24 protein-coding genes and 1 pseudogene are annotated in these 26,794 nt (G+C 61.3%); 2 read left to right on the forward strand and 23 right to left on the reverse strand.

Translation table 11 applies throughout. From position 1 onward, the window contains the following. The 19 genes and pseudogenes from DIE12_RS09770 to DIE12_RS09860 form a co-directional block, all read right to left on the reverse strand. Positions 1 to 413: pseudogene (locus tag DIE12_RS09770) on the reverse strand (lipoyl synthase); the annotation flags it as partial. A gap of 299 nt (positions 414 to 712) precedes the next feature. Next, a complete protein-coding gene (locus DIE12_RS09775; protein WP_124551116.1) occupies positions 713 to 1,606 on the reverse strand; it encodes a LysR family transcriptional regulator in 894 nt (297 codons plus the stop codon). Between the two features lie 63 nt (positions 1,607 to 1,669). Beyond that, positions 1,670 to 2,143 carry a RidA family protein gene (locus tag DIE12_RS09780; protein WP_124551117.1) on the reverse strand — a complete coding sequence of 158 codons (474 nt, stop codon included), beginning with the start codon at positions 2,141 to 2,143 and terminating at the stop codon, positions 1,670 to 1,672. Then, a complete protein-coding gene (locus DIE12_RS09785) occupies positions 2,140 to 3,207 on the reverse strand; it encodes a DUF4392 domain-containing protein (RefSeq protein ID WP_124551118.1) in 1,068 nt (355 codons plus the stop codon). The genes DIE12_RS09780 and DIE12_RS09785 overlap by 4 nt, the downstream gene beginning before the upstream one ends. A 49-nt stretch (positions 3,208 to 3,256) precedes the next feature. Then, complete coding sequence (locus DIE12_RS09790; RefSeq protein ID WP_124551119.1) at positions 3,257 to 4,243, reverse strand: threonine/serine dehydratase; 987 nt, start codon at positions 4,241 to 4,243, stop codon at positions 3,257 to 3,259. Positions 4,244 to 4,403: 160 nt separating this feature from the next. Next, the gene (locus tag DIE12_RS09795) at positions 4,404 to 5,693 is read right to left on the reverse strand and encodes an MFS transporter (protein ID WP_221624276.1); all 1,290 of its coding nucleotides are present in this window, start codon (positions 5,691 to 5,693) and stop codon (positions 4,404 to 4,406) included. Positions 5,694 to 5,747: 54 nt separating this feature from the next. Continuing rightward, positions 5,748 to 7,199: an APC family permease gene (locus tag DIE12_RS09800; protein ID WP_185641229.1), complete on the reverse strand. Its 1,452-nt coding sequence runs from the start codon at positions 7,197 to 7,199 to the stop codon at positions 5,748 to 5,750. A 375-nt stretch (positions 7,200 to 7,574) separates the two neighbouring features. Next, entirely contained in the window at positions 7,575 to 7,844 is a 270-nt protein-coding gene (locus DIE12_RS09805) for a hypothetical protein (protein ID WP_124551120.1), read from the reverse strand. Positions 7,845 to 8,049: 205 nt separating this feature from the next. After that, positions 8,050 to 10,026 (reverse strand): phosphoenolpyruvate--protein phosphotransferase, encoded by a 1,977-nt coding sequence (ptsP, locus tag DIE12_RS09810; protein ID WP_124551121.1) that lies wholly within the window; start codon positions 10,024 to 10,026, stop codon positions 8,050 to 8,052. Positions 10,027 to 10,077: 51 nt separating this feature from the next. Beyond that, a complete protein-coding gene (locus DIE12_RS09815) occupies positions 10,078 to 10,455 on the reverse strand; it encodes a PTS glucitol/sorbitol transporter subunit IIA (RefSeq protein ID WP_124474553.1) in 378 nt (125 codons plus the stop codon). Positions 10,456 to 10,474: 19 nt separating this feature from the next. Then, a complete protein-coding gene (locus DIE12_RS09820) occupies positions 10,475 to 11,491 on the reverse strand; it encodes a PTS glucitol/sorbitol transporter subunit IIB (RefSeq protein ID WP_124474554.1) in 1,017 nt (338 codons plus the stop codon). A 44-nt stretch (positions 11,492 to 11,535) separates the two neighbouring features. Then, positions 11,536 to 12,090 (reverse strand): PTS glucitol/sorbitol transporter subunit IIC, encoded by a 555-nt coding sequence (locus DIE12_RS09825; protein ID WP_175761056.1) that lies wholly within the window; start codon positions 12,088 to 12,090, stop codon positions 11,536 to 11,538. A gap of 83 nt (positions 12,091 to 12,173) precedes the next feature. Next, the gene (locus DIE12_RS09830; protein WP_124474555.1) at positions 12,174 to 12,590 is read right to left on the reverse strand and encodes a transcriptional regulator GutM; all 417 of its coding nucleotides are present in this window, start codon (positions 12,588 to 12,590) and stop codon (positions 12,174 to 12,176) included. Positions 12,591 to 12,750: 160 nt separating this feature from the next. Beyond that, entirely contained in the window at positions 12,751 to 13,494 is a 744-nt protein-coding gene (locus tag DIE12_RS09835) for an SDR family NAD(P)-dependent oxidoreductase (RefSeq protein WP_124551122.1), read from the reverse strand. A 12-nt stretch (positions 13,495 to 13,506) separates the two neighbouring features. After that, on the reverse strand, positions 13,507 to 14,817 hold the full coding sequence (locus DIE12_RS09840) for an acetoin dehydrogenase dihydrolipoyllysine-residue acetyltransferase subunit (RefSeq protein ID WP_124551123.1): 1,311 nt from the start codon (positions 14,815 to 14,817) through the stop codon (positions 13,507 to 13,509). Between the two features lies 1 nt (position 14,818). Then, on the reverse strand, positions 14,819 to 15,820 hold the full coding sequence (locus DIE12_RS09845) for an alpha-ketoacid dehydrogenase subunit beta (protein WP_269465695.1): 1,002 nt from the start codon (positions 15,818 to 15,820) through the stop codon (positions 14,819 to 14,821). After that, the gene (locus DIE12_RS09850; protein WP_239668617.1) at positions 15,807 to 16,868 is read right to left on the reverse strand and encodes a thiamine pyrophosphate-dependent dehydrogenase E1 component subunit alpha; all 1,062 of its coding nucleotides are present in this window, start codon (positions 16,866 to 16,868) and stop codon (positions 15,807 to 15,809) included. The genes DIE12_RS09845 and DIE12_RS09850 overlap by 14 nt, the downstream gene beginning before the upstream one ends. Then, complete coding sequence (locus DIE12_RS09855) at positions 16,846 to 18,174, reverse strand: NAD(P)H-dependent oxidoreductase (protein ID WP_050011230.1); 1,329 nt, start codon at positions 18,172 to 18,174, stop codon at positions 16,846 to 16,848. The genes DIE12_RS09850 and DIE12_RS09855 overlap by 23 nt, the downstream gene beginning before the upstream one ends. A gap of 387 nt (positions 18,175 to 18,561) precedes the next feature. After that, positions 18,562 to 19,443: a sugar-binding transcriptional regulator gene (locus DIE12_RS09860; protein ID WP_226238130.1), complete on the reverse strand. Its 882-nt coding sequence runs from the start codon at positions 19,441 to 19,443 to the stop codon at positions 18,562 to 18,564. 185 nt (positions 19,444 to 19,628) lie between these two features. On the opposite strand from DIE12_RS09860, the gene DIE12_RS09865 reads away from it, so the two are divergent. Continuing rightward, a complete protein-coding gene (locus DIE12_RS09865) occupies positions 19,629 to 20,474 on the forward strand; it encodes a hypothetical protein (RefSeq protein WP_124551124.1) in 846 nt (281 codons plus the stop codon). Between the two features lie 23 nt (positions 20,475 to 20,497). Beyond that, on the forward strand, positions 20,498 to 21,085 hold the full coding sequence (locus DIE12_RS09870; protein ID WP_124551125.1) for a hypothetical protein: 588 nt from the start codon (positions 20,498 to 20,500) through the stop codon (positions 21,083 to 21,085). A 178-nt stretch (positions 21,086 to 21,263) separates the two neighbouring features. On the opposite strand, the gene DIE12_RS09875 is transcribed toward DIE12_RS09870, so the two are convergent. From DIE12_RS09875 to DIE12_RS09890, 4 genes are all read right to left on the reverse strand, one after another. Further along, complete coding sequence (locus tag DIE12_RS09875) at positions 21,264 to 21,803, reverse strand: gamma carbonic anhydrase family protein (protein ID WP_124551126.1); 540 nt, start codon at positions 21,801 to 21,803, stop codon at positions 21,264 to 21,266. A gap of 34 nt (positions 21,804 to 21,837) precedes the next feature. Beyond that, on the reverse strand, positions 21,838 to 23,493 hold the full coding sequence (locus tag DIE12_RS09880) for an MFS transporter (protein ID WP_124551127.1): 1,656 nt from the start codon (positions 23,491 to 23,493) through the stop codon (positions 21,838 to 21,840). Positions 23,494 to 23,633: 140 nt separating this feature from the next. Next, complete coding sequence (gene gabD / locus DIE12_RS09885) at positions 23,634 to 25,115, reverse strand: NADP-dependent succinate-semialdehyde dehydrogenase (RefSeq protein ID WP_124551128.1); 1,482 nt, start codon at positions 25,113 to 25,115, stop codon at positions 23,634 to 23,636. Positions 25,116 to 25,150: 35 nt separating this feature from the next. Then, positions 25,151 to 26,695, reverse strand: a complete 1,545-nt coding sequence (locus DIE12_RS09890; protein WP_260429004.1) for a class I adenylate-forming enzyme family protein — start codon at positions 26,693 to 26,695, stop codon at positions 25,151 to 25,153. Positions 26,696 to 26,794 lie beyond the last annotated feature (99 nt).

The following is a 26,794-nucleotide window of genomic DNA, read 5'->3' on the forward strand; positions in this document are numbered from 1 at the left end:
TACTTGAGCTTGAGCGCGGCGATCGTGCGCGCGAGGTTCTTCGGTTCGTCCGCGTCGAGCGGATCGGGACGGCCGTGACCGACGTCGCAGAACGGGCATCGGCGCGTGCACTTGTCGCCCATGATCATGAACGTCGCGGTGCCCTTGCCGAAGCATTCGCCGATGTTCGGGCAGCTCGCTTCCTCGCACACCGTGTGAAGGTTGTGCTCGCGCAGGATCGTCTTGATCTCGAAAAAGCGCGTGTTGGGCGTCGCGACTTTGGCTCGGATCCATCGCGGCTTGCGAAGCGGCTCGATCGGGACGATCTTGATCGGAATGCGCGCCGTCTTCGCGTACGCCTTCTGCTTTTCCGATGCGTCGTAGCGCACCGCCGGGTTTGTCGAGGCCACCCGCTTCTCGCTCGCATCGGTCATTTGCGCCCTCCTGTCCGGCGCTCTTGCGAAAACCGGTGGTCAACAGCCTGTTTGTCGGTCGAAATGATCGCCATGCCGCGCTTCCCTGAAGCCCTGTCGAAAGGCGCGCAACGCGCGCATCGCGTCAAGCCGGACGGTGATATCGCGTGTGCCGGCAATTGATTTCATTCTAGAAATGACGTGTGCATCCCTCGTCCACCCAAAGGATGATAAAAATCTCCAAACCTCGTCAGGCAACGGGCTGCGCGTTGATACAACCCCATTAATCGCGACGCGCTGTCGCACGTCGGAACATGCGTCTAGCGACGCGTCGACGCGGCCGCGTCGTGGGCCAATCCGGTCAGGATTTCGTGGATGCGTACGTCGAGCCCGCGCGCGTACGCCGCGCTGAATACGAAATCGTCCAGCGCGAGCGTCGATTCCTTGACGACGAGTACTCCCGTCTCGATTTCGCGCCGCGCAACCGCACCCGGCATCACGGCGATGCCGATCCTGTCGATCGCCATCTTCACGATCGTCGACAGCGACCCGTTCGAGAAGATGCGCGGAGACGGCTTGTCCCGCGTCGCAATGGCGTCTCTCAGCCTGATGTACGGATGGGTCCGCTTCGGCAGCGTGATAATCGGGAAGCGCGCCAGGGTGTCCGGCGTCAACGGGCTGTCGCCGACATCGAGATCAGGGGAAACGAGGAAGTCGACCGGATATCGGCACAGCTGCACTTCGACGAAATCGGGATCCACCACGGGCCCGGCCAGCAGAAACGCCATGTCGATCTCGCCGGACTTTAGCGCGTCGCGAAGCGTCGGCGTGATGTCGACCACGATGTCAATGACGATCCCCGGATGTTCGCGATGCGCACGCTCGATGAACTCGGTGAGCCACATATGGACGATCGTTTCGGCGACACCCAGCCGAACCACGCCGCACAGCGTCCGAGGGCTCGCGATCGCCGCGATCAGTTCGGACTCAAGCGCGAGGAACCGCTCTGCGTACTCCAGCAGCGTCCGGCCGCGCGGTGTCAATCGGATGGTACGCGCCGCGCGCTCGAACAGCAGCACGCCCAGATCGTCCTCCAGGCCGGAAATCCGGTGCGACACCGCGGACTGCGTCGTGTGCAGCTTGGTCGCCGCCTTGTGAAAGCTGTTGAGCGTTGCGACCCAGTAGAAGGTTTCCAGGCTTCTCAGATTGATCATCGATTCCTTCAGGTTTCGTGCCGCGGTGATTCCGTCGCGCCCGGCAATCCGCGCATGCGGGCATCAAGCGACTTCGACGGTCGCCTCCACCTCCACCGCCATGCCGGACGGCAGGGAATTGGCGCCGGTCGCGATGCGGGCATGCCGCCCCGCTTCGCCCAGCACGGCGAAGAACAGATCGGAAGCGCCATTCAGCACCTGCGCATGCTCGGTAAAGTCGGCATCGCACTGCACGACGCCGGCCACGCGAACGATGCGGACGACGCGCGAAAAATCGCCGCCCAGCATGCGCCCGATGTGGCTCAGGATATTCAGTGCACAGAGCCGAGCGGCACGCTGCCCGTCTTCCACGCTGAGGTCGGTGCCGACCTTTCCCGCATACAGCAGCTCACCGCCCAGACGCGGGCCCTGCCCGGCTATCTGAAGGTAGTTCCCCGACCGCACCGCGGGCAGATAACTGCCGCGCGGCACGCTCGCCGGCGGCAGTTCGAGGCCCAGTTCGGCGAGGCGCGCATCGATCGTGGTTTTCTCCGTCATTTCAGTTGCCTCCAGTCGCCGCGTTCGCCCTGCCAGTTGATCGAGTCCCCAAGCGTGCGTCGAACACTTGCGCGAAGTGTACGAAGCAATCCCTCCCATTCGAGCGCACTGATGCCGTCCACGGCAGGCTCGGGCGCCATGAACATGCCGTCCACGCCTCCCGAATTGACACAGCATTCGATGCAGCGGATCTCGAGTTCGGGATCGTGAAACACGACAGGGTTCTCCAGCAGCGCCGAAAGCGCCGCGATGATGCCCGTCGCGCCCCAGTTCGATACGTTCGCGACGACCAGGTGATCGGCCGCATTGACCGCCGCCACGCCGCCACGCCCCGCAACGCCGGTCGACGCAGCCTTCGGCGAAAACGCGGGCAGATCGGCCGCAATGACACCCATGCCGAGTTCGTTCCCGCCGTCGCCCACGCCGATATGCAGGATGCCGCGCGCCTTGCCCTGATAAAACAGGTAGTCGAGATCGGCGACGAGCCCGTCGAGCGGACGACCGCCCAAGCCGTGGTAGAGCCCCAGCGCATTGCAACCAGGGCGCTCGATCGAAATCATCACGCTGGGCCGGGTGCGCTCGAGCAGGTCGTCCGACACGCGATGACTGCCTTCCTTGTCCTTGGGGACGGTCCGGATGTAGACGGGCCGCAGGTACTCGATTCCTTTGACCACGCCATTGTCCGGGAACGGCATCGGCGCCAGCCCCGCGCCTCGGCAGGTCTGCACCATCATCTCCTCCCAGTCCTCGTCGATCACGATGACGGTCGGCACCCCCAGGCCCAGGAAGAATGCGCGTGCCATCAGCGCGGCGCCCACCGGTCCATCGGTTTCGGGCGCACCGCCGCCCTCCGGGAATCCCGTGGCGATGAGCACCGGCCCCCCTTGTCGCCTTACCGCCTCGACGATTCGTTCGGCCGCGCCCATGCATGCGAAGCCGGGTTGCCGCTTCTGCAGCGCCGCGTAGATGTTGCCGATCAGTCCGACGCCCGTGTAGTCGAGCGTCATGAATGCGTCGATCGTGTGCGCGACGCGTCGATACTGTTTGCTGTCTGGCTGCAGCATGGCAATTGCCTCCTGGCAGGAATGCGCTCTGGGTAGACGTGCGGGATGATCAAACCAGCGCACTGACGAACACGTCGTGGTCCACGTTACCGCCGCTCAGCACCAGCACGACGGTCTTTCCGGCTACGTCGAGCTTGCCGGCAAGGACCGCCGCGAGCGGCACCGCGCCACCGGGTTCCACGACGAGCTTCAGCGTCTCGAACGCCGCTCGCATCGCCCGACGCACCTCGTCATCGTCGACGACGAGACTCCCGGCCAGCAGCCGCTTGTTGACCGGAAACGTCAGCTTGCCGGGAGACGCGACCTGCAGCGAATCACAGATGGATCTGGTGCCCGCGGCATTGGCGACCTGCTCGCCCTTCGCCAGCGATCGTGCGTGATCGTCGAACCCCTTCGGCTCGACAGCGTAGATGCGCGCTTGCCGGCAGTACGCGTTGATCGCTGTCGCGACCCCGGCGACCAGCCCGCCGCCGCTGGCTGCCGCAAGCACCACATCCGGGACCACGGAGATGGCTTGCGTCTGCTGCACGATCTCGAGACCAACGGTGCCCTGGCCGGCCATCACCTGGCGATCGTCGTAGGGGGGAACGGTCACCGCGCCGGTGCGCTCCGCGATATCCCGGCCGATTGCTTCCCGGTCGTCCGTTTGTCGGTCATAGAGACGTACGGTCGCACCGTAGGCCCGCGCGCCTTCGATTTTTGCCTTTGGTGCGTCCGCCGGCATGATGATCGTGGCCGGCATGCCGAACCGCGCGCAAACCGCCGAGATCGCCAGCGCGTGATTTCCCGACGAGAAGGCGACAACGCCGCGCGGCCGCAGGGCTGCCGGAATTTGCAGCACGCGATTGCATGCGCCCCGGAACTTGAAGGACCCCGTCTTCTGAAGGCTTTCCGCCTTGACGAGTACACGGGCGCCCGCCGCACGGTTGAGCGCCTCGCTCTCGAGCAGAGGCGTTCGCACGACGAACGGCAGGATGCGCACGGAGGCGGCTTCGATGTCGGCGACCGAGAAATCGCCGGATGAGAGATCGGTCATGGCATTCGCTCACGATGAAAGACGTCAGCGCATTACATCAACCTGGACCGATTCAATCCAATGAAGAACAAAAATGCTCGCTGATCGAAATTCGTAATCAATCGACAACGCATGCCTGACGTTCGATCGCGTGCCGCGACTCATTCGCGGCGCGCATACGTCACGACTCGATCTTCCGGCCGCCGAACGCGGCGAGCAGCAGCAACCCGGCGAGCAACGCAAATGCTAGATGCAGACCGATCGCATGCGCGAAGAAGCCGACAATCGCCGGTCCGACCAGATTGCCGCCATAGCCCAATGTCGTGATCGATGAAATCGCGGCGGATGGATCCATGGCCGTTTGCCGCCCGGCAGCGGCAAACAGGATAGGTACGATGTTCGCGCACCCGGCTCCGCATACGGCAAACCCGACGATCGCGCCCATGCCCGACGGCGAAGCAATCGCGATGCACATCCCGACTGCGCCGAGGGTCCCGCCCGAGACGATCACCGTGCGCGAGCCGAACCGGGTAATCAACATGTCGCCGAAGAGTCGACCGATCGCCATCGTCATCGCGAACGCGGTATAGCCGAAGCCTGCGCGATCCTGCGCGTAAGACTTCACGGATGTCAGAAACAATGCGCTCCAGTCGAGCATCGCGCCTTCGACGAGAAAGCATCCGATTGCAATGGCGCCCATCAGGACCACGATCCCCTGCGGCAGGATCAACGCCGACGCCGTGCGCTCGCCGGGCCCTGCCGACTCCAGGTATCGCGCGTAGCGAAACATGAGCACGGCGATGACGGCGACCATCGCACCCGCTACCCCAAGCGGATTCGCGCCGGCCGACAGCAGTGATCCGCCGACCAGCGAGCCCGCGATTCCGCCGACGCTGAACAGGCCGTGGAAGCCGGACATGAGTTGCTCGCCGCTTTGCCGCTCGATGAGCGTGGCCTGAATATTCATCGCGACGTCGACGAATCCCAGGCCGGCGCCGAAGATCAACAGCGTGATCGCCATCGCGGGCATGCCGGACAGCGTCGCCAGGAGCGGAAGCGATGCGCAGATCATCGCGGCGCCCGCGCCGATGACCTTGCGGCAACCGAATCGCTCGACCGCGCGCTGACAGAGCGGCATGCATCCGACGGCGCCGATTCCCAGGAACAGCAGCAGGAAGCCGAATTTCGCTTCGTCGACGTCAAGCCGCGCCTTCGCATACGGCACCAGCGGCGCCCACGTCGCGACGCTTATTCCAGCGAGAAAGAATGATGCGCGTGTTGCAGCCCGTTTGTTGTTTTCGCTTGCAGTCTCGACGACCATGGTTTGGGATGCGTCCGACAAATCGGACATCTTCTGGATGAACGGATGATCCGGTCGTGACGTTTCCGCACCGGCCGTGACTGGCAGCCGGGCGCATCTGATGCAACGAGCCGGAAAATAAAAAAAGATCCCGAAATTGCTCGGGATCAAAGGAGAAACGACCCGGGATGAGGCAGAACGTGTCCGCCCCGGTCGTTCAACGATTCAGTCCTTGTGGCTGCGGCCGAGTCTTTCGAAAATTTCCGGGCGCAGGTACTTGAAGTATTGCGCCAGTGCGATGCCGACGAGCAGCACACCAATCAGGCAATAGAACATCCACACGTACTGCCCCGGATCGCCACCTGCCAGAACATCGAAGTGCTGCGCGATCAGCACGACGAGCGCGATGAAGAACACCGACGAAATGGCGGGCGCGACCGCCGACTTGAAGAAGCTGACGCCCTGGTGCCTACCGCTCCGGCCATACCACACCAGCGACGAGATGCTGACGATGGCCATCAGAACGACGATCCCCGACGTACCGACTCCGGAGAGTTGCCCGTAGAGCAGATCGGGCTTGGCGCCCATCGCGATGAAGGGGATCAGCACGCAGAGCACCATCACCGACACCGTGATCGACGCGAGATAAGGCGACTCGTGCTTCGGATGAACCTTGCCGAGGAATCGCGGCAGCGCGCCGTCGGTGCCGAGGTTGTGCATGTAGCGAGCCAGCACGTTCTGCGTGGACAGCGCCGATGCGAACGCCGACGTCAGCACCAGCAGCGAGATCACGACATGGAGACGGCCGCTGACGAACTTCGAGAATGCGTCGGGAAACATTGCGGCAGGGGTCTTGGTAGCGATGTCCTGGACATGCGACCCATAGGCCATGATCAGCGCATACGCACAAATGGTATAGACGACGCCGATGAAGATGACCGCACCATACGTGGCTACCGGAATCGTCCGGTCGGGCATCCGGACTTCATCCCGGAACAGCGCGGTCGCCTCGAATCCCATGAAGAAACCGACGATGAACAGCACCGAGAACGGCACGCTCGCGCTCTTCGACAGCTGGCTCGGCGCAAACGGCGCGGTTGCCGAGATGTCCGCCGCCCCGCCCTTCGCCAGCACGAAGAACGAGAAGATGAGACATACCGCGATCTCGAGCAGCATGATCCACGTCAGCACCTTCGCCGACAACTCGACATGCAGGTAGCTGAGGATCCCGCACGCCATCCAGCATGCGATCGTCGGGATGTACCACGGGAGCACGGCGCCAGTCGTTTCATGAAGGAGATCGGAACAGGACACGCCGAAGAACGACGTCACCCCGGCGAGCAGCAGAAAATACGACACCGCCGCGAGGATGCCTGAACCGAGGCCAGTCGACTTCCCGATGCCGAAACTGACGAACGCGTAGAAGTCGCCCGGGCGCTTGACGATGTTGTTGAGCGTCACGTAGCCGACGGAAAAGAACAGCAGAACGATCGTGACGACGACGAACAGGATCGGACTGCTGACGCCTCCGAACATCAGCGCGAACGGGATGTAACCGGATACCGTTGTCAAAGGTGCCGAGAACGCGAGCACCATCAGCGCCAGGCCGATCGGCCCCATGTTTCCGGACAACTTTTTGGGTGCAGATTCGCTTATGCGAATCTCTTGCATGTTCATCTCCATCTCCGTCCCACCTCCGTCATTATGTGAATCTTCGCCGTACGAAAACACCTGGAAATGCAGCAACGACTGGTATTTGTCGGTTTATTTCGCTACATTTGTCTCACGATTTCGCCTCTAGAAGCTTTTTGTTCACGGCAAGTGAAACGATCGTCCACCTCCAAATTGAAGCGGTCCAATTGCGATTCGCGATTTGCACTGATCGCCAAAATTTATCAGTGCGACAGTAGGCCTGCCCTGCGTCCGAAACTTGGCCGCGCCGTTCGTCGCAATCGCCGCGAATCTGTTACGCATGCCGTCACCCGCTGTCAGACAGGGCTGTAGCGATAGCAACCGTCCGGCAGGTAATACAAGGCAAATGATGATCAGGGATCACGCGGACATCGCCCGGTATGCCTGGGTGAAACGCAGCTGGGGTGAGACCGCACGCGCCGGACGCTGCAAAACCGATTCAGCGCGACGAGCAGCCTCGCTGCAGGTGGGTGCGGCCTGACGTTTCACCTCGCGGTTCATCACGCGTTCTTGATGCAGACGCCCGACTGGACGAGCCGTGGAAGGAAACCAGGCAATTTTTGGGAAAGCTCGAACGGCTTTCGGGTGTGAAGGCTGCGCGTGTTCGAGAAGACCGGACGGCAGTTCCATCCGGCAAAATCGCCTCCTCGAATCGCGCGGTGTCGGCCGGTAAGCAGCTCGGGAGGCATAGTGAAATAGCCCGACAAGACCGGATACCTGCGCGGCGAGACAGGTCGCCCGCCCCTCCGTGTATCAAACCGGGCCCGCGAAGCAGTGGCAAATACGAATCTTGTGGATCGTCGATGCCACGCCTCTGTCGTTTCCCGATCGGAAGTCAGATTTCCGTCACGAGTTTCTTTGCGCGCAGTACCGAGCTGGGGCTCATACTGAGTTCGTCGACCCCGAGGTTCACGAACACCGGAATCATGTTTGGCCGTGACGCAGCTTCACCGCACACGCCGACACTGATGTGCGCCCGCTTCGCCGCGTCGCATACCATCTTGATCGCCTGAATGACAGCCGGGTGCTCGGTCCTGTAGAGCGAGGCAAGGCTGGGATTCATGCGATCGACGGCCATGATGTATTGCGTAAGGTCGTTGGTGCCGATCGAGAAGAACTCGACTTCCTGCGCCAGCAGATCGGCCGTGAGAACTGCAGCCGGCGTCTCGATCATGATGCCGAGCTTCGGAACCGCAAACGGCACCCCCGCTTCGGTCAGTTCCACAGCGATGCGCTCGATGATCGCCTTCGTGCGGCGAACCTCGTCGACATCGTCGACCATTGGCAGCATCACGCAGATGTTTCCGTGGGCAGCAGCACGCAGTAGCGCCCGCAGTTGCGGCTCGAACACTTCGGGGCAGTCGAGACACATCCGGATGCCTCGCCACCCCAGAAATGGATTCTCCTCCTTCGGGAAGCGAATGCCCGGCAGCGGCTTGTCGCCGCCAGCATCGAGCGTCCGAATGATGACAGGCCACGGGTGAAAGCGCTGTGCGAGCGTGGCATAAACTTCGTATTGCTCGTCCTCCGTAGGCACGCGCTGATGGTCCATGAACAAAAGCTCGGTACGGAATAGTCCCACGCCCATCGCGCCGGCTTGCAGGGCCGAGTCAAGTTCCGACAGAGAACCCATGTTCGCGGCGATCAGTATCTTGCGTCCGTCGCGCGTGGAGGGCTCGACGTCCCGGTAAGCAAGGAGCGCCGATTGCTGTTCGCGCTGCGCGTCGATACGGCGCGACAGTTCCTTTTCATGCGCGTCGGAATGGTCGAGCCAGACCTCCCCGGTCGTACCGTCAATCGATACACGTGCGACCGATCGCAGTCTGTCCTTGTCGATCGGCAGACCCAGAACTGCCGGAATGCCATGCGAGCGTGCGATGATCGCAACATGAGACGTCGCGCTGCCGGATGTGCAGACGATTCCGAGGATATTGGCGAGGTTCGCGCGCGCGAGATCCGGCGCGGACAGTTCTTCGGCAAGGATAATGCTCGGCACCTCCAGTTCCCGCAGCGACTTCTGCTGCTTGCCAAGAAGCACGGCCACGATCTCGCGCGTCAGGCCGCGAATGTCGTCGGCGCGGCTGCGAAGATACTCGTCCGTCATCGATTCGAACGCGAACGCCAGATCCTGCCCGCATTTCAGCGTAGCCGCCGCCGCGCTCCACCGCGTTGCGATGAGCTCGCGAATCGTGCCCGCATAGTCGTCGCTCCTTGCGACATCGGCGATCGCCTCGATGATCTCGTTTCCCATCGTCCCGTCGCCCGGCTCGAGCATCGCAGCCAAAGTGGACTCGAGCGTCGCGGTGAATCGCGCGGCCTCGTCTGTTACCTCGTGTTCCGACACGAACTGGCGATCGACCACGAGCTCGTCACGAACATACGCGAGCGCACTGCCGAACGCCAGGCCTTCACTCGCCGGAACACCTATCAATGCGCCCGAAGAATCGGCATCGTCAGCGGATCGCGCCGCGGCCGTGTGCTCGAACGCTCGCGGAGCCGTCGCTGAGCCGTCGGACCCTTGATGGCCGTCCGGCGCGGTGGCGCCCTGCACGATTGCGCTGACATTCGACAGAAATTGCGTCAACCTGTCGAGCGCCTCGCATTCATCTTCGCCGTCCGCTCGGAGAAGTATCTGCTCGTCCTGCTTCACACCTAGCAACATGAGCTTCACAGCGCTCTTCGCGTCCGCCCATGCATCGCCTCTCCCGATTTTCAGCGCGCTATTGAACTCCTTCGCAAGCTTGGCGAATTGCGTCGCGGGGCGCGCGTGCAGACCCTCGTGTACCTTGACAACAACCTGAGTTTCCAACATGACGATGCCTTTTCGTATTCCGTGGGTGACGACGATTGACGTCGGCGCGATTCAGGCGTCAACGATCTCGATGACGGTCCCTTTCTGCATGCTCTTGAAGAGCCGTTCACAATCGACCGTCGATGCGCAGATCTCGCCGGGGCGCTCTGCCGAATGGGCTCCATTGAACGTGATGACGACATGGCCCAGTTCGCTCACCTTGTTCCAGGCCGTCGGTCCCACAGCGGTCACGACCGCGGAAATTTCGCCGATGCGCAGCACGGAACCGATACGCGGCGCGTGGCTGTGCGCCTGCTCTACGCGGTGAAGGACCGACACCTCTGCCAGTTCGGGAGGCGCTCCATCCGAATACAAAATCAGCACGCCACCTTCGAGAAGGGACTCCACCTCTTCGCCGATACTGGAAATGATTGTCTTGTAGTAATGCATGCGTGACCTCAAGATGTTTTTAGAGAGCAAAACTGACCACCCAGGCGATCAACACCGAGATCGGCCCCATGATCTGTCGACTGATCAGTACGGCCGGCACGCCGACGCGAATCGTCTCCGGTTTCGCTTCGCCGAGTGCCATCCCGACTGGCACGAAATCACAACCGACCTGGGTGTCATACGCGAACAGCGCCGGCAGCGCCATATGCGGCGGAATCGTGCCATTGCCGATGGCCGGCCCGATGATTGCCGCGCCGATGACCTGCGCGATCACGGCACCCGGTCCGAGTACGGGCGACAGGAACGGAAGACCGCAGATCGCCGACAGGATCACGAGCCCGACGATATTACCGGCCAGCGGCGAAAGCAGATGGGCGAGCCCGGTCCCCACCCCGGTCGAATTGATCACGCCGATCAGCATCGTCACGAACGCCATGAAAGGCAGCACGTTGCGAATGACGGTGTCGATCGACTTGCGCCCACTCGTGAACAGCACATTCACGACGCCGCCCATGCCGCGGCCAACCGACGTGATCATCCCAACGAAGCCGCCGTGGCTTGCCCCGGTTCGCGGTTGCGCCGGCGACGGCGTTGCGGCGGATGATGTGTCGCCGTTCGTCAAGGCGGCGCGATGCGCGTCGACGTTCGACGCGTCGTCGTCGACCGACCGCAAGCTGTTCAATTCGACACCGGACACGTAGATATCCTCGGTAATGAACTGCGCAAGCGGGCCCGACTGCCCGACCGGACTCAGATTGACTGTCGGGATGCGCTTTCGCGGATATACGCCGCACCGCGCGGTTCCCCCACAATCGATGACGACAGCCGCGATTTCCGATTCGAGCGGCGGATTGCGAAAGCCGTCCACAACCGTTGCTCCGGTCAGATCGGCCAACCGCTGTGCCACCTTCGGAATATCTCCTCCGGTCACGGCTACGATCTTGTTGCGCTCCACCGTCGGTGCGATGACGAGTGGGCCGCCCCAGCCGTTGGCCCCCTTTCGAACCTCAACCGCCTTGTACGTACGCGCATCCATTTCCTTCTCCTCCAGATGATTTCTCGTGTTTTATCGTGTCGAGTTCAGAGCGTCAGACCTTCGCGCTTCGCGAGCATGCGGGTGATCGCTTCGGTCAGTACCCCTTTCAGGAGATTGACGAAAAGGCCGACGCCCAGGTAGAAGAGCGCGAGTTTCGGCAATGAAAACGGTGCGGCATGGGTTTCAGCAAGCTTCGTGATACCTGCTGCCACACCAAGCCAGACGAAAAGCTCGCCGGGATTGCAGTGCGGAAACAAGCCCGTAATCGGATGACACAAGGACACTGCTGAATCGTAGAACGCGGGTTTGTGACGCTCTTCAAGGAAGACGCCGAACGTGTAGGCCATCGGATTGGTCAGAAAGAACATCGCGAGCAACGGCAACAGCGAATATCGCGTCACGATGTTCTTCGAAAGGAAACGAGCCAATCCCTGAATCCGCTGCTCGCCCACCAGCGCGATGATCGTGTAGACCGCGGTGAGCAGCACGATCAGTGTCGGCAAAATACCTGTAACAAAGCCGACGAACGTCTTTCCGCCTGCGTTGAATACACCGATAAATGCCTCGGCGGCATGAGTAAGAAAATCCAGCGGATTCATGGTTGTCTCCTGATGAAGTTGTGATGTGCGACAGATGCGTCAATCAAAACAGTGCTGCGACCTGCGTGCTGTACGGCGTTCGTCTACTCAATCACGGCACCGATAGGACGGTTAGCGTTCGCGGTTCTGCAAGCCATGTCGAGTGCGTTGTGAAGCGCGTGCCTAAGACGAGGTGCAAGCGCCAAGGACTCCAAATTGTGTTGAAACTCGCCGATCGACCCGCCATTGAATCCGGAAAGCGCCTCGAAACGAGCGAACACAGTCAGTCCAGACATGGCCAATACTTGTCTGACAATGCAATCGTCACCGATGACGACGATCGCAACTGCGCCGCGCCCGATCCGCGGCTTGAACGTCCCCACGCCGAGAAAGCCGTCGCCCCACGTTCGCGCAGTTTTTCTGAGCGTGTCCCGGTAGTAGCGCATATGGGCCCACCCGGCGATGAGCTGCAGCGCCCACGTAACAGCCAATGCCAGTAAACCGAACCGAACGAGTTCCATTGCATGTCTCCTGCCTCGCACGAACTGCTTTAACAAACGAGACGAATCCGGCGGTTATTTCGTGCCGCCATTTTGAACAAATGTTTATCACAATAATACAATTGTTCATTTTCAGGTAAATACGGGAAAACGCGACACGAAGCCCGCAGCAACGATTCTTCTAACAAAAACCCGAATTGACCTCAATCGGGAACACGAGACCCGAAATGTAGTGTGACGCCTCCGAAGCCAGGAATAGAGCGGCACGCACTGCGGCGGACATGCCGTCATCTCGCCTCGGGATCGACGGCAGCGGGGTCGGCTGCAGCGTCACACCATGTGAGGCGCGGCGAAACTCGTCATATGAGGGTACCGTTGGACAGACGGCATTGACACGGATCCCGTCACCTTTCAATCGTTGCCCCATTGCTTGGGACAGCTGACAGAGCGCCGCGGCACAGGCGCTCTGCCACGGCACGCACCAGGAATCTGCTTCGGCAGTTGGCGCGATATTGACGATCACGCCTCGCTTGACTCGCCGATACTGCAAAGCTGCGGCATGGGCGATGTAAAACGCAGCCTTGACGCACTCGGCGTACGCGTGATCGATCTCTCGTTCGTGAATCTCGAAATCGTTTCCCGCATCCAGGCGCGCGCAGCCGTTATGGACGACGATATCGAGTCTCCCGAATTCAAGCACGGTGCGTTCAACCAGTTCAACCGCACGTCGCGCCGTGAAGATTTCCGCCGGCGTACTGTCGACATTGGCTTGACCGTCTCCCGTTTCACCCACCAGTTCGAGAACGCGTGCCCGCTGCGTAAGCACCGTTGCGCCGGCGGTACGCAACGCACGGACCACCTCGTCGCCGACGGGGGACGATAGCCCCGTTACCAGCGCGATCTTGCCGTCAAGCTCCAGGTTCATGAATGGCTCCGCCTACCGTGACAGTTGCTCGCCGACGATACCGACCACATCAGCCAGCGCTTCGACGTGCGGCAAATGACCGACGTCTGCGAAGCGGTGCTGCGCAATCCGGCCAGGCAGGCCGTTCGCGTGCGTAATCGGAATGATCTTATCCGACGCCCCCCAGACGACGCGAACAGGCATCGTCAGCGACGCGATGGCTTCTCGCAGATCGATCTTCTGCCGGCCGCCCGGAAAGAACGTCTCCGCGATTGACGCAAGCGTCACACGTTTTGCCTCACTCAACAATTGCTGCTCCGCCGTCGCGATGAACGCTTCGTCGATCACACCGGGACGCGCGACCAATTCCCGCAGCCATGGCGTAAGACTGATTCGATCGGCAGCTTGCGTCAGCCCGCGCAAGAACGCACCGTTGCATTCGGTACCCAGCCCGGCCGGTGCGGCCAGCGTCAACGACGACACACGCACCTGGCGCGACGCGCTCAACGCGATCGCGACAGCCGCGCCGAAAGAATGCCCGACGAGATGGCAGTTTGCGACATCTTCGGCCGCCAGCGTAGCGCCGATCGCGTCGACGATTTTCTCCAGTGATGCGGCAGCGTCAGCCGGCGATTTTCCATGTCCGGGCAAATCGATCGACAGGACACCGAGATTCTTGGCAAGGCCGGCGTCGCGCAATGCATTGAAGAACGGGCGCCAGCTGTTCGCCTCGGCCCCGAATCCATGCAGAAGCACCAGCGTCGCCGGACCGCCGCGCTGCAGCCAGACCCGATTGAGCGCGCCTTGCTGGCTCGCGCCGGCCGGCACTTCACGTGAACCACCGTTGCCGATGGCGACGGCGCGCACGTCATTCTCGACGATCCGGCCATGCGGACCGGATCCGTGCAGGCTGCCCAGGTCGATTTCGCTTTCGCGAGCAGCCCGACGAGCGGCGGGCGTTGCACGAATCCGGCTATCGCCGATATCGCCCGACGATGCCGCGGCTGCGACGTCCGCGCGACGATGGACCGAGGGTGCAGCCTCGGCGTCAAGCTCGGCAACGCCTGATGCGGTTGTGCCGGCGTCCTGCTCGATGACGGTCTCGCCATTGGCATAGATCCATGCGATCACGGTTCCGACGGGGACCGTATCGCCGACGCTGGCGGTAATCTGCCGGACCGTGCCACTCGCCGGGGCCTCCACTTCCATCGTGGCCTTGCTGGTCTCGATGTCGAAGATCGGCTCGCCCTGCCTGATCGTGTCGCCATCCTTGACATACCAGGCGGTAATCGTGCCCTCGGTCATGTCCATGTCGACGCGGGGAAGGATCACTTCGGTCGCCATCTCAGCCCCTCCGACCGACAATATGCCGAACCGCCTCGACGATGTCGGGCACCTGCGGCACGGCAGCCTTCTCGAGCTGCGGGTTGTAAGGCAGCGGACAATCCGAGCCGCCCAGCCGGACGATCGGTGCGTCCAGATAATCGAAGGCGTCGCTTTCGCATACGATCGACGCGATCTCGGCGCCTATGCCCAGTTGCTGAACACCTTCGTACACACATACCAGACGCGAAGTCTTGCGTACGCTGGCGATGATCGCCTCGCGGTCGATCGGCCGGATGCTGCGCAGATCGATCACTTCCACGTCGATGCCTTCCTGCTGCAGCGCGTCTGCCGCTTCCAGCGAACGCACGGTCATGATCGAAGTCGCGACGATCGTGACATCCCGCCCCTCGCGGCGAACGACGGCCTTGCCGATCGGCTCGACATAGTATCCCTCCGGCACGATGCCCTTGCTCTTGTACAGGAGCTTGTGTTCGAAGATCATCACCGGATCGGGATCCTCGAGCGCAGCAAGCAGTAATCCCTTCGCGTCATGGGGCGTACTGGGTTGCACCACCTTCAACCCAGGAACGTGCGCGAACCAAGCCTCGAGGCTCTGGCTGTGCTGGGCTGCAGCACCTGTCCCCGAACCGGCCGGAAAGCGCATCACAACCGGCACCGAGACTTCTCCGCCCAGCATGTAACGCATCTTCGCGGCCTGGTTCACGATTTGTTCCATCGCAAGCGTTGCGAAGTCCGAAAACTGGAATTCGTAGATCGGCCGGCAGCCGGTCATGGCCGCGCCGACCGCAATGCCGGCGCCTGCCAGCTCCGCGATGGGCGTGTCCATGACACGTTCCGCACCAAAGCGCTGAAACAGGTCACCGGTCACCTGGAACGCACCGCCGTAGACTCCGATATCCTCGCCCATCAGGAACACGCGCTCGTCTCGCTCCATTGCGATGCCCATTGCCTCATGAATCGCCTGAGCATAAGTCAGTTCGCGCTGGTCACTCATGGTCATTCCCCCCGTTCTCCGTATATACATAGCGCGTCAACTCGGCGATGTCCGGTGCCGGGCTGTTCTGCGCGTAGTCCAGCCCCGCCTTGATTTCTTCCTCGACTTCCGCGTGGATTGCTTGCACCGCTGCGGCGTCGATCAGTCCAAGCTCCACCAACTGCCGCTCGAATTTCGCAATGGGATCCCTTGCGCCCCAGGACTCGATCTCTTCGCGGGTGCGATAGCGGTTCCGGTCGCTCTTGGAGTGGCCGCGAATGCGGTATGTCTCGCACTCGATGAGTGTCGGCCCCTCGCCTTTTCGCGCACGCTCGATCGCGCCTTCAGCCGCCGTCAGCACGTCGCCGAAGCTGTTGCCGTCGACAGTTACGCCGGGCATGTCATACGCAGCCGCGCGCTGCGAGATCCGACTGACGGCCGTCGAACGTTCGACCGACATCGACATGCCGTACCGGTTATTTTCACAGACGAAAATCACCGGCAGCTTCCAGATCGCGGCGAAATTCAGCGATTCATGGAACGCACCTTCATTGTTCGCGCCATCGCCGAAAAAACACACGACAACCGAGTCCTTGCGCCGCTTCTTGATCGACAGCGCCGCGCCGACCGCGATAGGCAAGCCCCCGCCCACGATACCGTTGGCGCCGAGATTTCCGCGGCTCACATCCGCGATGTGCATCGAACCGCCCCGCCCCCGGCAATACCCCGTCTCCTTACCGAAGAATTCGGCGAACATGCGTTTCGGATCCGCACCTTTGCCGATACAGTGGCCGTGTCCCCGATGCGTCGACGTGATGTAGTCCTCATCGGTGAGGAGCATCGTCATCGCGATCGCGGAGGCTTCCTGCCCGATGGACAGGTGCATCGTGCCGTGAATCAGGCCGCGCATGTACGCCTGTTCCGCACTCTCCTCGAATCGACGCACGAGTTGCATCTTTTTCAGCGCGTCACGCAACGCTTGCGCGGAGACGTGCCGATAGACTTCGGGCATTCCTTCGATCTTCTCTGCAACGAATCCCATCATCCTCTCCTCAAGCGGCGGCACGCGCGCCACGGACCATCTCGTCCTGACGCTGGCGCAGTTTGACAATCGGTGCGTTCGCGTCGACCGCGGCGTTCTGGTACGTCAGCAATTCGCCCTTTCGGATTGCTTGGGTGACGATGCCGCCTTCCAGCAAGCCGCATGGAACCGCGCGCTCCGCAAGCGCGTCGTCCGCCGCGATGGCCCACGCGCGGTACGTGAATTCGCCGATCGCGTCGAGGCGGTCACCGACTTTCAGGTCTCGCTTCGCCACCGCGCAAACCTCGACCACCGGAACGGGGAGCGGCCGCATGTCGGCTTTGCCGTACAGGACAGCGCGCGCGCAGCTGAGCGGTACTTCGAGGCTCGTCAGGTGATACGGGCGATAGAACGTGTAATACGGCCCCTTGCCGAGCTTGAGGTCTGCCATGCGCTCGCGCAGGCGAGGATGTGCAAGTTCGGCAACGACGAACACCCCGGGCGCGACGCCCTTTCCGATGGTGTAATCGACTACGCCCTTTTGGGTGAGGATCCCGCCGTCCGCCACCGGACAAAGCACCTCATGCAGTTGGTCGAGCGTGGCCGCGGGACCGTGCATGCCTGCCACATCCGGAATCAGCCCGGTCGCATTTCCGATCGCCGCCATTTCGACCGCGGTCTTCGAACCGTCGACAAACTCCACCAGCATGCGCGGATTCATGTTGCGCGCCTTGGCTTCCGCCATGTAGTCGTCCGGTGTCGCGTCGATATTCAGCGGGTTGTTCTTGCCCTTACCCGCGGCGACGATCGGATAACCGAGCGCGCTGACGAAATCGATCAACTCGATCGTCGAGCTCGGCTCGTCGCCGGCGCCGAGCGTGTACACCACGCCCAGCCGCTCCGCTTCACGACGCAGGTATGCGCCGATGGTCACATCGGCTTCGACGTTCATCATCACGAGATGCTTGCCATGCTCCATGGCCAGCAGCCCGATCTGCGCGCCCACCGCCGGTTTGCCGGTCGCATCGATAACCACGTCGATTTGATCGTTGGTACAGATCGCATTCGAGTCTTGCGTGATGGCGATCGATCCGGCCTCGATCGCCTGCGAAATCCCCGAGCCAGTCTCGACGACGCGATAGCCGTCGTCCGCCTGATTGGCGACTCGAACCGCTTCGCATGCGGCGTCGACACGGAGGTCCGCGATCGCGCCGATCTCGAGACCTTCCATTTGCCGGACCTGGGTCACGATGTCCGTGCCCATTTCGCCGGAGCCGATCAAGCCGATTCGGATAGGTCTGCCCGATTGGGCGCGGGCTTTGAGGTCGGCCGCCAGGCCGCTGGGAATGATGTTGAGCATCGACGATGTCTCCTGGGTAGTGACGCGCGCTTGCGCAGGCATGTGCCCTTAACCCGCGTCTGCAACCTGGATCGCCGCGACGTTAAGTGCACATTTGTTTTTTACAGTATCACTTTGTTCACCAAAGGTACAAGCAACCGAGCGGCAAAAAGAGCGCATCTAGGGTTATTCCTAGCGCATGGAAATTTGGGGACGGAAAGAGGAGGAGCCGCGCCAAGGGCTCGTTGACGCGAGCGACAACCCAGCGGCGGGCACGGATACAGAAATTGATGCGACGCAGCATCACTGCCGTCGCTGCGAATGGGGGAGGTGCGAGAGCGCGCTTCTCTCGGCAGCGGGGTCGAGCGCGGAGTACGGAAAGGTGACGGGGACCTTTCCGCGCGAAGGTCAGTCCGCTAGTTTCAGCAAGTCCGCTGCGGCGTATTGATCGGTGATCAATACGGACGGTCGCAATAACCTCAGAGCGCCCCCAAGCGCCGGCACCTTGCTGACGCCGCCCGCTGCAAGCACGCGCACCGGTACTTGCTTGACGATGTCGAGCGGCACGGACATCACACGCTCGTTAATGGGATGGTCAACAAGTTGTCCGTTGGCGTCGAAAAAGTTGAAGAGCAGATCGCCCACGGCACCCGCCTTGATCACTGATTCGCGATCAGCATCGCTGATGAACCGCGATCGGTGCGCCGTTGCCTCCGGGCCAGTGCCCGCAGCGCCGAGCACGACCGCATCCAGGGATCTCGCGAGATCGAAAATATCCCGGAGGCCGCAGCGCTCGATGAGCGTGCGCCGGGTCTCCGGGCTGTCGACCACCAACGGCGCGGTCATCAGGTAGCAGTCCGCCTGATACAACGTCGCGAAACGCCAAGCGAACTCCGCCGGGTTGAAATGTCGGGCTTTCATGATGCCGCCCAGCAGTGAAACCACCGAGACGTTTTCGACGGGACGCTCACCCATGTACGACAGCGAACTGACAAGGGTGCGCCCCCAACCGACGCCGATTTTCATGTTCGACCGCACCATCGACGACACATATTCGCCAGCGGCGGCGCTCACTGGCGCGGTGGCATCCGCGTCTCGCGCTGACAGCGGGACGACGATCGCTTCCGCGATCCCGAATCGCTCCTCGAGTTGCCGTTCGAGATCCACGCATTCGACCAGGCGATCCCCAATCGAAATTTTTACCTCGTTTCGCTCGCGCGCAGCGGCCAGCAGGCGCACGACCGTCACCCGACCGATGCCGAGTTTCTGTGCGATCTCGTGTTGCGTCATCTCCTCCACGAAGTACATCCACGCCGCGCGCAGCCGCAGTCTGCGCGCTGGGCTTCGTTCGTCGATGGCCTCTTCTCGGTGCTTGGTTCGGGCTCTCGGCACGCTTCCTCCCCTAAATTAACGTGATCAATGACACTGAACAAATGTGCTATCTTAACTTCAAATGTTTCAGTCTCGAGGCAGCCATGGAACCCAAGTCATTGACGCCATCGCACATCGTCCAGGATCTCAGTCAGGTTCGCCTTGCATTGATGGATTGTGCGCGGCAACTTCGATACGCGGCGCGAAACGTCCCCGGCTCTGGGTCCGATTCTCAGCGAACCGCTGCCCGCCGCGCGAACTTGCCGCCGTTGCCGCAATTTCTTGGCTCCGTCGGCCATATCGCGGACACACTGCTCGAAACGGCCGAAACGTATGCAGGTCATGCGATTCCCCCACTGCAGGATCATTGGAAAGCCCCTGTCAGCTTCGACGGCGGCCTGGAACGCATCATTCGCGAATCCGCGGATACAAAGCTGATCCGCCACTGCTCGACACTTTATTACGCAGCCGCGAAGCGATTCATCCTGCACGCGGGTGCGACGGACGTCCTTATATTTGAACACCGCATCAATGACGCATTCAGCAGCCTGCGCGGCGCGCACAACATGTTGAAAGGCATATCGGAAATCCAGGCCGAGGCGTCGCTGGATGAATTTTCCGACGATATCTGTCGCGCGTATTCCCGGCTCACGTTATCGCTCATCGACCGCCATCCGATCCGAAGCGCACGATTCGATGAATTGCCTGATGTCGTCGCGCCGTGGTGGCTGGTATCCGAGCCGAACGTATATGTTTTTCTATTACTCGGTATCACCGGGTGCGCAAGAATTGTTCAGCCTGCAGCGCTTCCGTCCAATCCCGACACGCTGCTTCGCTTCGCGGCCGATCTCGTAGGCGCGTCCGAGTCGCGAATTCGAGCGGCATTGCGATCGAAAAATCCGGACGACGCGATGCAGCGCGAGTTTTCCAGAATTGTCAGCTACCTGTGAAGTCAATGCGCCGGAGAAGCATCTTGGTAGACGAACACGAACCGATCGCAAGGTCCATACATCGCGTATGGCCGGCTCTCACCAAACTGTCATCTTGCAGACTGCTTCTTCAGCAGTATTGCAACGACTACTCAAAAAATTCCGGCGTGTTGCTCGAGCTCGATAATCGACAGTTCACACAAGCGTTCGTCGCGTGGACTCAAATCCTCGAAGATAGCGAGTTTTACCTACACAAGAACGCGGCTGACTATTTCCAGTTCTGCATCGGCGCGCTGCTCGCCGAACTATTGAAACTCAAAGCCGTCCGAGACACATCGGTGACCGTCATTCCACATAAGAAACCGAGCAGCGAAATTGCAGACTGGTGGCCGACCGGATTCGCACTGACTCATTTTTGCGTTGAGCTCGTCAAAAAAGTATCACGGCAGGAATGTGGAAAAGTCGTCGAACCGTCCGAAAAAATCGGACAGCTCAAGATCTGGCAATCGTATCGCGAGAATTTGCTCGAAGAACCGATGCTGGCCATTGCATATTTCGACGACTTCATGGGCATAACGCCAAACTGGCGCACCCCGTACTATGCTGGTCACCGCACGGCAGGGATCAATTGATTCGTATGTGAATCGTGCAGTGCGCGCACGTCTACGGCGCACTGCACGGCTACGTCGGTAGTGCCGACAATGAACGATTGCGGCGCTCCGCCGCAAAAGCCGATCGCGACAATCGTCGATCGCCGTATTCCATTCGCGACGGTCGGGGGTCTGTCGAATTCCGGCAATATCACTCGGCTCAGCCACCGATCGACATATCGATCCGGCGTATCGTTGCCAAACTCGCTGCCGCGAGTTCGCAGTATCGGTTCGTCGCTTCGACCTTCTCACGCAGTTCTGCGTCGGTCAGTACGCGGACGATACGGGCCGGCACGCCCATGACCAGCGTTTGTGCCGGCACTTGCATCCCTGACTTGACGAAAGCGCACGCCGCCACGATGGCGGAACCTCCGACTATAGCGTCGTCCATCACGATGGCGTTCATCCCGATCAGCGCATTGTGCTCCAGACGTGCGCCGTGTACCACGGCGCCGTGGCCGACATGAGACCGTTCGCCAAGCAAACATGTCATTCCGTGCCCGACATGCAACGTACAGTTGTCCTGTACGTTGCTGCCCTCGCCGACACGAATAGCGCCAAAATCCCCACGTAGCGAGGCTCCGGGCCCAATATAGCAACCGGCGCCGACGATCACGTCACCGATGATGCTCGCACTCGGGTGTACGTAAGCGGTCGCATGAACGCGCGGGGCCACGCCTCGATATTCGTATAACGCCATGATCCGCTCGACTCCGTATCGATATGTTGTCTGGTCAATTTGCGCAGATATCGGTGCCGCGCGTCTCGCGCACGCACAAGATCCCGACGATCAGCGAAGCGGTCGCAATGACGATCGGATACCAGAGGCCGGAATAGATGTTCCCGTTTGCCGCGACGATCGCGAATGCGGAAGCCGGCAGGAATCCACCGAACCATCCGTTGCCGATGTGATATGGCAACGACATCGACGTGTAGCGGATCCGTGTCGGAAAATACTCGACGAGCATGGCCGCTATCGGACCGTAGGCCATCGTGCCGTAGATCATCAGGATCGCCAGCAGAAGGATCGCCATCGGCCAATTGATCTTGCCCGGATCGGCCTTCGCCGGATAGCCGTTATCATGCAGCGCACGCTGCAGCGCCCGATCGAAATCACGCCCTTGCATGGCTGCGTCGGCGGATTTTCCATCGTATGACGAAATGACGCTGCCGCCGACGACGATCGCTGCCCTCTCGCCCGGCGCCGCCGGTTCGTTACGGTAGCTCAGCCCAGCTTTCGAGAGCGCACTCTTGGCGATATCGCATGAACTGGTAAAGGTCGCCGTACCGACGGGATTAAACTGGAACGAACACTCGCGAGGAAATGCCTTCACCACAATCGGCGCATTCCGTTGTGCCGTCTCCAGCGCGGGATTGATAAAGTGCGTGAGCCCCTTGAACAGCGGAAAATACGTGGCGGCCGCCAGCGCGAAACCGATCAGGATGATCGGCTTGCGTCCGATTCGGTCGGACAATGAACCGAACACGACATAGAACGGCGCCGAGATCACGAGTGCGATGGCAAGGATCACATTCGACGTCGAACCCTCGAGCTTGAGCGTCTGCGTCAGAAAGAACAGCGTGTAGAACTGCCCCGTGTACCAGACCACTGCCTGCCCCGCCGTCAGCCCGAACAACACGACCAACACCAGTTTGAGGTTCTTCCATTGCCCGAATGCCTCGGCTACGGGTGCCTTCGAGCGACTGCCCTCCGCCTTCATGCGCTCGAATGCCGGCGACTCGTGCAACTGAAGGCGGATCCACACCGATATCCCGAGCAGGACGATGGACATCAGGAATGGCACTCGCCATCCCCACGATGCGAACGGACCTTCGCCTGTCGTGGTTCGCACACCCAGAATGACCACCAGCGACAGGAACAGCCCGAGCGTCGCGGTCATCTGAATCCAGGCGGTCCATGCACCGCGCCGGTCATTCGGCGCATGCTCCGCGACATAGGTCGCCGCGCCGCCATATTCGCCGCCAAGCGCGAGCCCTTGAATCATCCGCATCGCGACAAACAGGATCGGCGAAGCGATCCCGATAGTGGCAAAGCCCGGCAGCAACCCGATGAGAAACGTCGAGCCGCCCATCAGGACGATCGTCACGAGAAACGTGTACTTGCGGCCTACCAGGTCGCCCAGACGTCCAAATACGATCGCCCCGAGAGGTCGCACCGCGAAACCCGCAGCAAAGCTCAGCAGCGTAAAGATGAATCCCGCGGTCGGGTTGACACCGGAGAAAATGTGCCTGCCAATGAACGTCGCCAGCGAGCCAGCGAGAAAGAAGTCGTACCACTCGAACACCGTACCTAATGAAGATGCGAAAACCACCCGTTTTTCGTCACGGGACATCCGCGACGCAGGCACTGCCACATTGACCGTTGACATGTCTAGCTCCTCCAAACCAATGGATTCATCGTTGTTGTTTAACTTTCATTACTGGACTTTATTGCGCGAGATACCTCCATCGAAGAATTCACGATAACCCGGCACCGAAGCGTCGATGCACACAGGTGCCGCCCCGAGTGTCAGGCGATTCCGCCCACGCACAGATACTTGAGCTCGAGGTAGTCCTCGATGCCGTACTTCGATCCCTCGCGTCCGAGCCCGCTCTCCTTGACACCGCCGAACGGTGCGACTTCGGTCGAGATCAGGCCTTCGTTGATGCCTACGATGCCGTACTCGAGCGCCTCGGCCACTTTGAGCACGCGGCCGATATCTCGGCTGTAGAAATAAGAAGCGAGACCAAATTCGGTGTCGTTCGCGAGCGCGATTGCCTCGTCATCGGTACTGAACCGGAAAATGGGGGCGACGGGACCGAATGTCTCCTCGCGAAAGATCCGCATCGACGGAGTCACATCGGCAAGAATCGTCGGCTCGTAGTAGTTGCCGCCCTTCTGATGCCGCTTTCCGCCGACTACGACACGCGCGCCCTTCGATATCGCGTCGTCGACGTGCTCCATAACCTTCGCGACGGCATGCTCATCGATCAGAGGACCAATCGCGACACCTTCCTCGAATCCGTCGCCGACACGCATGGATTGCACGGCCACCGACAGTTTTTCGATGAATGTGTCATACACGCTGTCCTGAACCAGCAGCCGGTTCGCACATACGCAGGTCTGTCCGGCATTGCGATACTTCGATGCGATGGCACCTTTCACCGCCGCGTCGAGATCGGCATCGTCGAATACGATGAACGGCGCGTTGCCGCCCAGTTCCATCGATGCCTTCTTGACGGTCGACGCGCATTGCGCCAGCAGAACCTTGCCGATTTCCGTCGATCCGGTGAACGAGACCTTGCGGACGATCGGGCTGGCCGTCAACGTTTCGCCGATCTCCGCCGCCGCGCCAGTCACGCACGAGATCACCCCCTTTGGTACGCCGGCACGCTCCGCCAGCACGCAGAGCGCAAGCGCGGAGAATGGCGTCTGGCTCGCCGGTTTCAATACTATCGTGCAACCAGCGGCGAGCGCCGGCCCGATCTTGCGCGTCAACATCGCCGCCGGGAAATTCCACGGCGTGATCGCAGCGCACACGCCGATGGGTTGCTTCAGCACGACGATGCGCTTGTCGCGCGCATGCCCCGGAATCGTATCGCCATAGACGCGCTTGGCTTCCTCGCCGAACCATTCCAGAAACGACGCGGCATAGCCGATCTCCGCGCGGCTTTCCGCAAGCGGCTTGCCCTGCTCAGCCGTCATGATCGCCGCCAGATCATCCTGATTCTCGATCATCAATTCATACCAGCGACGCAAAACCACCGCACGTTCCTTCCCAGTACGCGCGCGCCATTCGGCCAGCGCGGCATTGGCGCCGTCGATCGCGCGCAATGTTTCATCTCGCCCCATGCGCGGCACGGTCCCAAGCGACTGCCCCGTCGACGGATTGCGCACGTCGATAGTTCCCCCTTGGTCAGCGTGAATCCATTCACCTGCGATGAGGCACACATGCCTTAGCAGTTCAGGATTCCGAATCGTTACCTGCCCGTTCAATGAAATTGTCGACATCAATACTTCTCCAGTCAGAGGATAGGCGTAACGTGTCAGACGTCACCGTGCTCGGCCGGTTGTACGGCTTCGCGCAATTTGAACCGCATGACCTTCCCAGATCCGGTCCGCGGAATTTCCGTCGTCACATGAATCGCGAACGGTACCTTGTAAGCCGACAGATGGAGACTGCAGTGCGCGAGCAGCGCCGCGACATCCACAGCGCCCTCGGCTCGCTCGACGACGAACACCACCGGCACCTCGCCGAGATGCGCATGCGGCATGCCGACGACTGCGCAATCGTGAACGCCGTCGTACTCGCAGACCACCTCTTCGATTTCGGCCGGTGAGATGTTCTGGCCGCCCCGAATGATTACTTCCTTGAGGCGCCCCGTGATGGTGATATAGCCGTTCGCATCAAAGCGTGCCAAGTCGCCCGTGCGATACCAGCCGTTGATCAATGCCGCATCGGTTTCCGTTGGCTTGTTCAGGTATCCCTTCATCACATTGGGGCCGCGGACGAGTAACTCGCCTTCTTCCCCGACCCGAACATCGCGCAGCGCAACAGGATCGACGACGCGCGCCGCTACGCCCGGCAGCGGCAGGCCGCACGAGCCGAATACGCGCGCACCGGTCGGCCAGTTCATCGTGACCATCGTCGAGGTTTCGGTAATGCCGTAGCCATCGAGCAGCTTCAGGCCGAACATGTTTTCGAATTCGCGATTCGTCGTGCCCGGCAGTATCGCGCCGGCCGACACGCATAATCGCAGCCCGGGCAGCGAGCCGCGCCCGTTCGCCCGCGCAGATTCGAGCAGGTAGTGGAACATCGTCGGCACGCCCGGCATGACCGTGAAGCGCCCGTCCGACAGCAGCCGCGGGATTTCGCTCGACGAATACTTCTCCATCAGATACGCGGTCGCACCAACTGCAAGCACGCTCAGCACGGAGAAGTTCAGCGCATACGAGTGATACAGCGGAAGTGCGCTCAGCACGCGATCGCTGCCCGTCAGGCCGGCAATCGGGGCCCAGCATGCGGCGGCGACCCACAGCATGCCGTGCGTCGACAGTAGCACGCCTTTGGGCTTGCCGGTCGTTCCCGACGTGTAGATCACGAATGCGGGATCGTCGATCGCGTCCGGATCCAACGGCTCGCTCGGGACACCGCGCGCCGTCGCGACCGCAAACGGCGTCCCGACAACGGGCTGCGACGACCACGACACGGTCACGTATTCCCTGACCGTGCCGACTGAAGCACCGACCGCACGCAATTCCCGCTCGCGCGCGTCGCTCGTCACGAGTGCCGTGCAGCTTGCATCATCGAGCCGATACTCGATCTCCGGCGAGGTGGCCTCGTGGCTGATCGGCACGGCAATCGCGCCCGCGCGAACACAGGCTAGGCAGCTCACGGCCCACTCGATCGAATTCGGCAGCACGACGGCGACGCGATCGCCGACTTGTACGCCAGCCCGCTGGAAGTGCGTCGCCAGGCGCGCCGTCATCGCCTCCAGTTCCGCATAGGTGATGGACGTCCGTGCGTCCTCGAATGCCGCCTTGTCCGGATTGCACTCCTTATGGCGCTTGAGCAATTCGTGGACAGGCACAATAAGCTCCGTATGAATCACGTTTGTCTCCTGGAGCGCTGCCGTCGGATTCGGTCGGCGGCGCTGATATGTCAGTTGTCGGAAGGAAGCCGTGGGTTG

The organism is Burkholderia sp. Bp9015 (assembly GCF_003853505.1).
GTDB lineage: Bacteria > Pseudomonadota > Gammaproteobacteria > Burkholderiales > Burkholderiaceae > Burkholderia.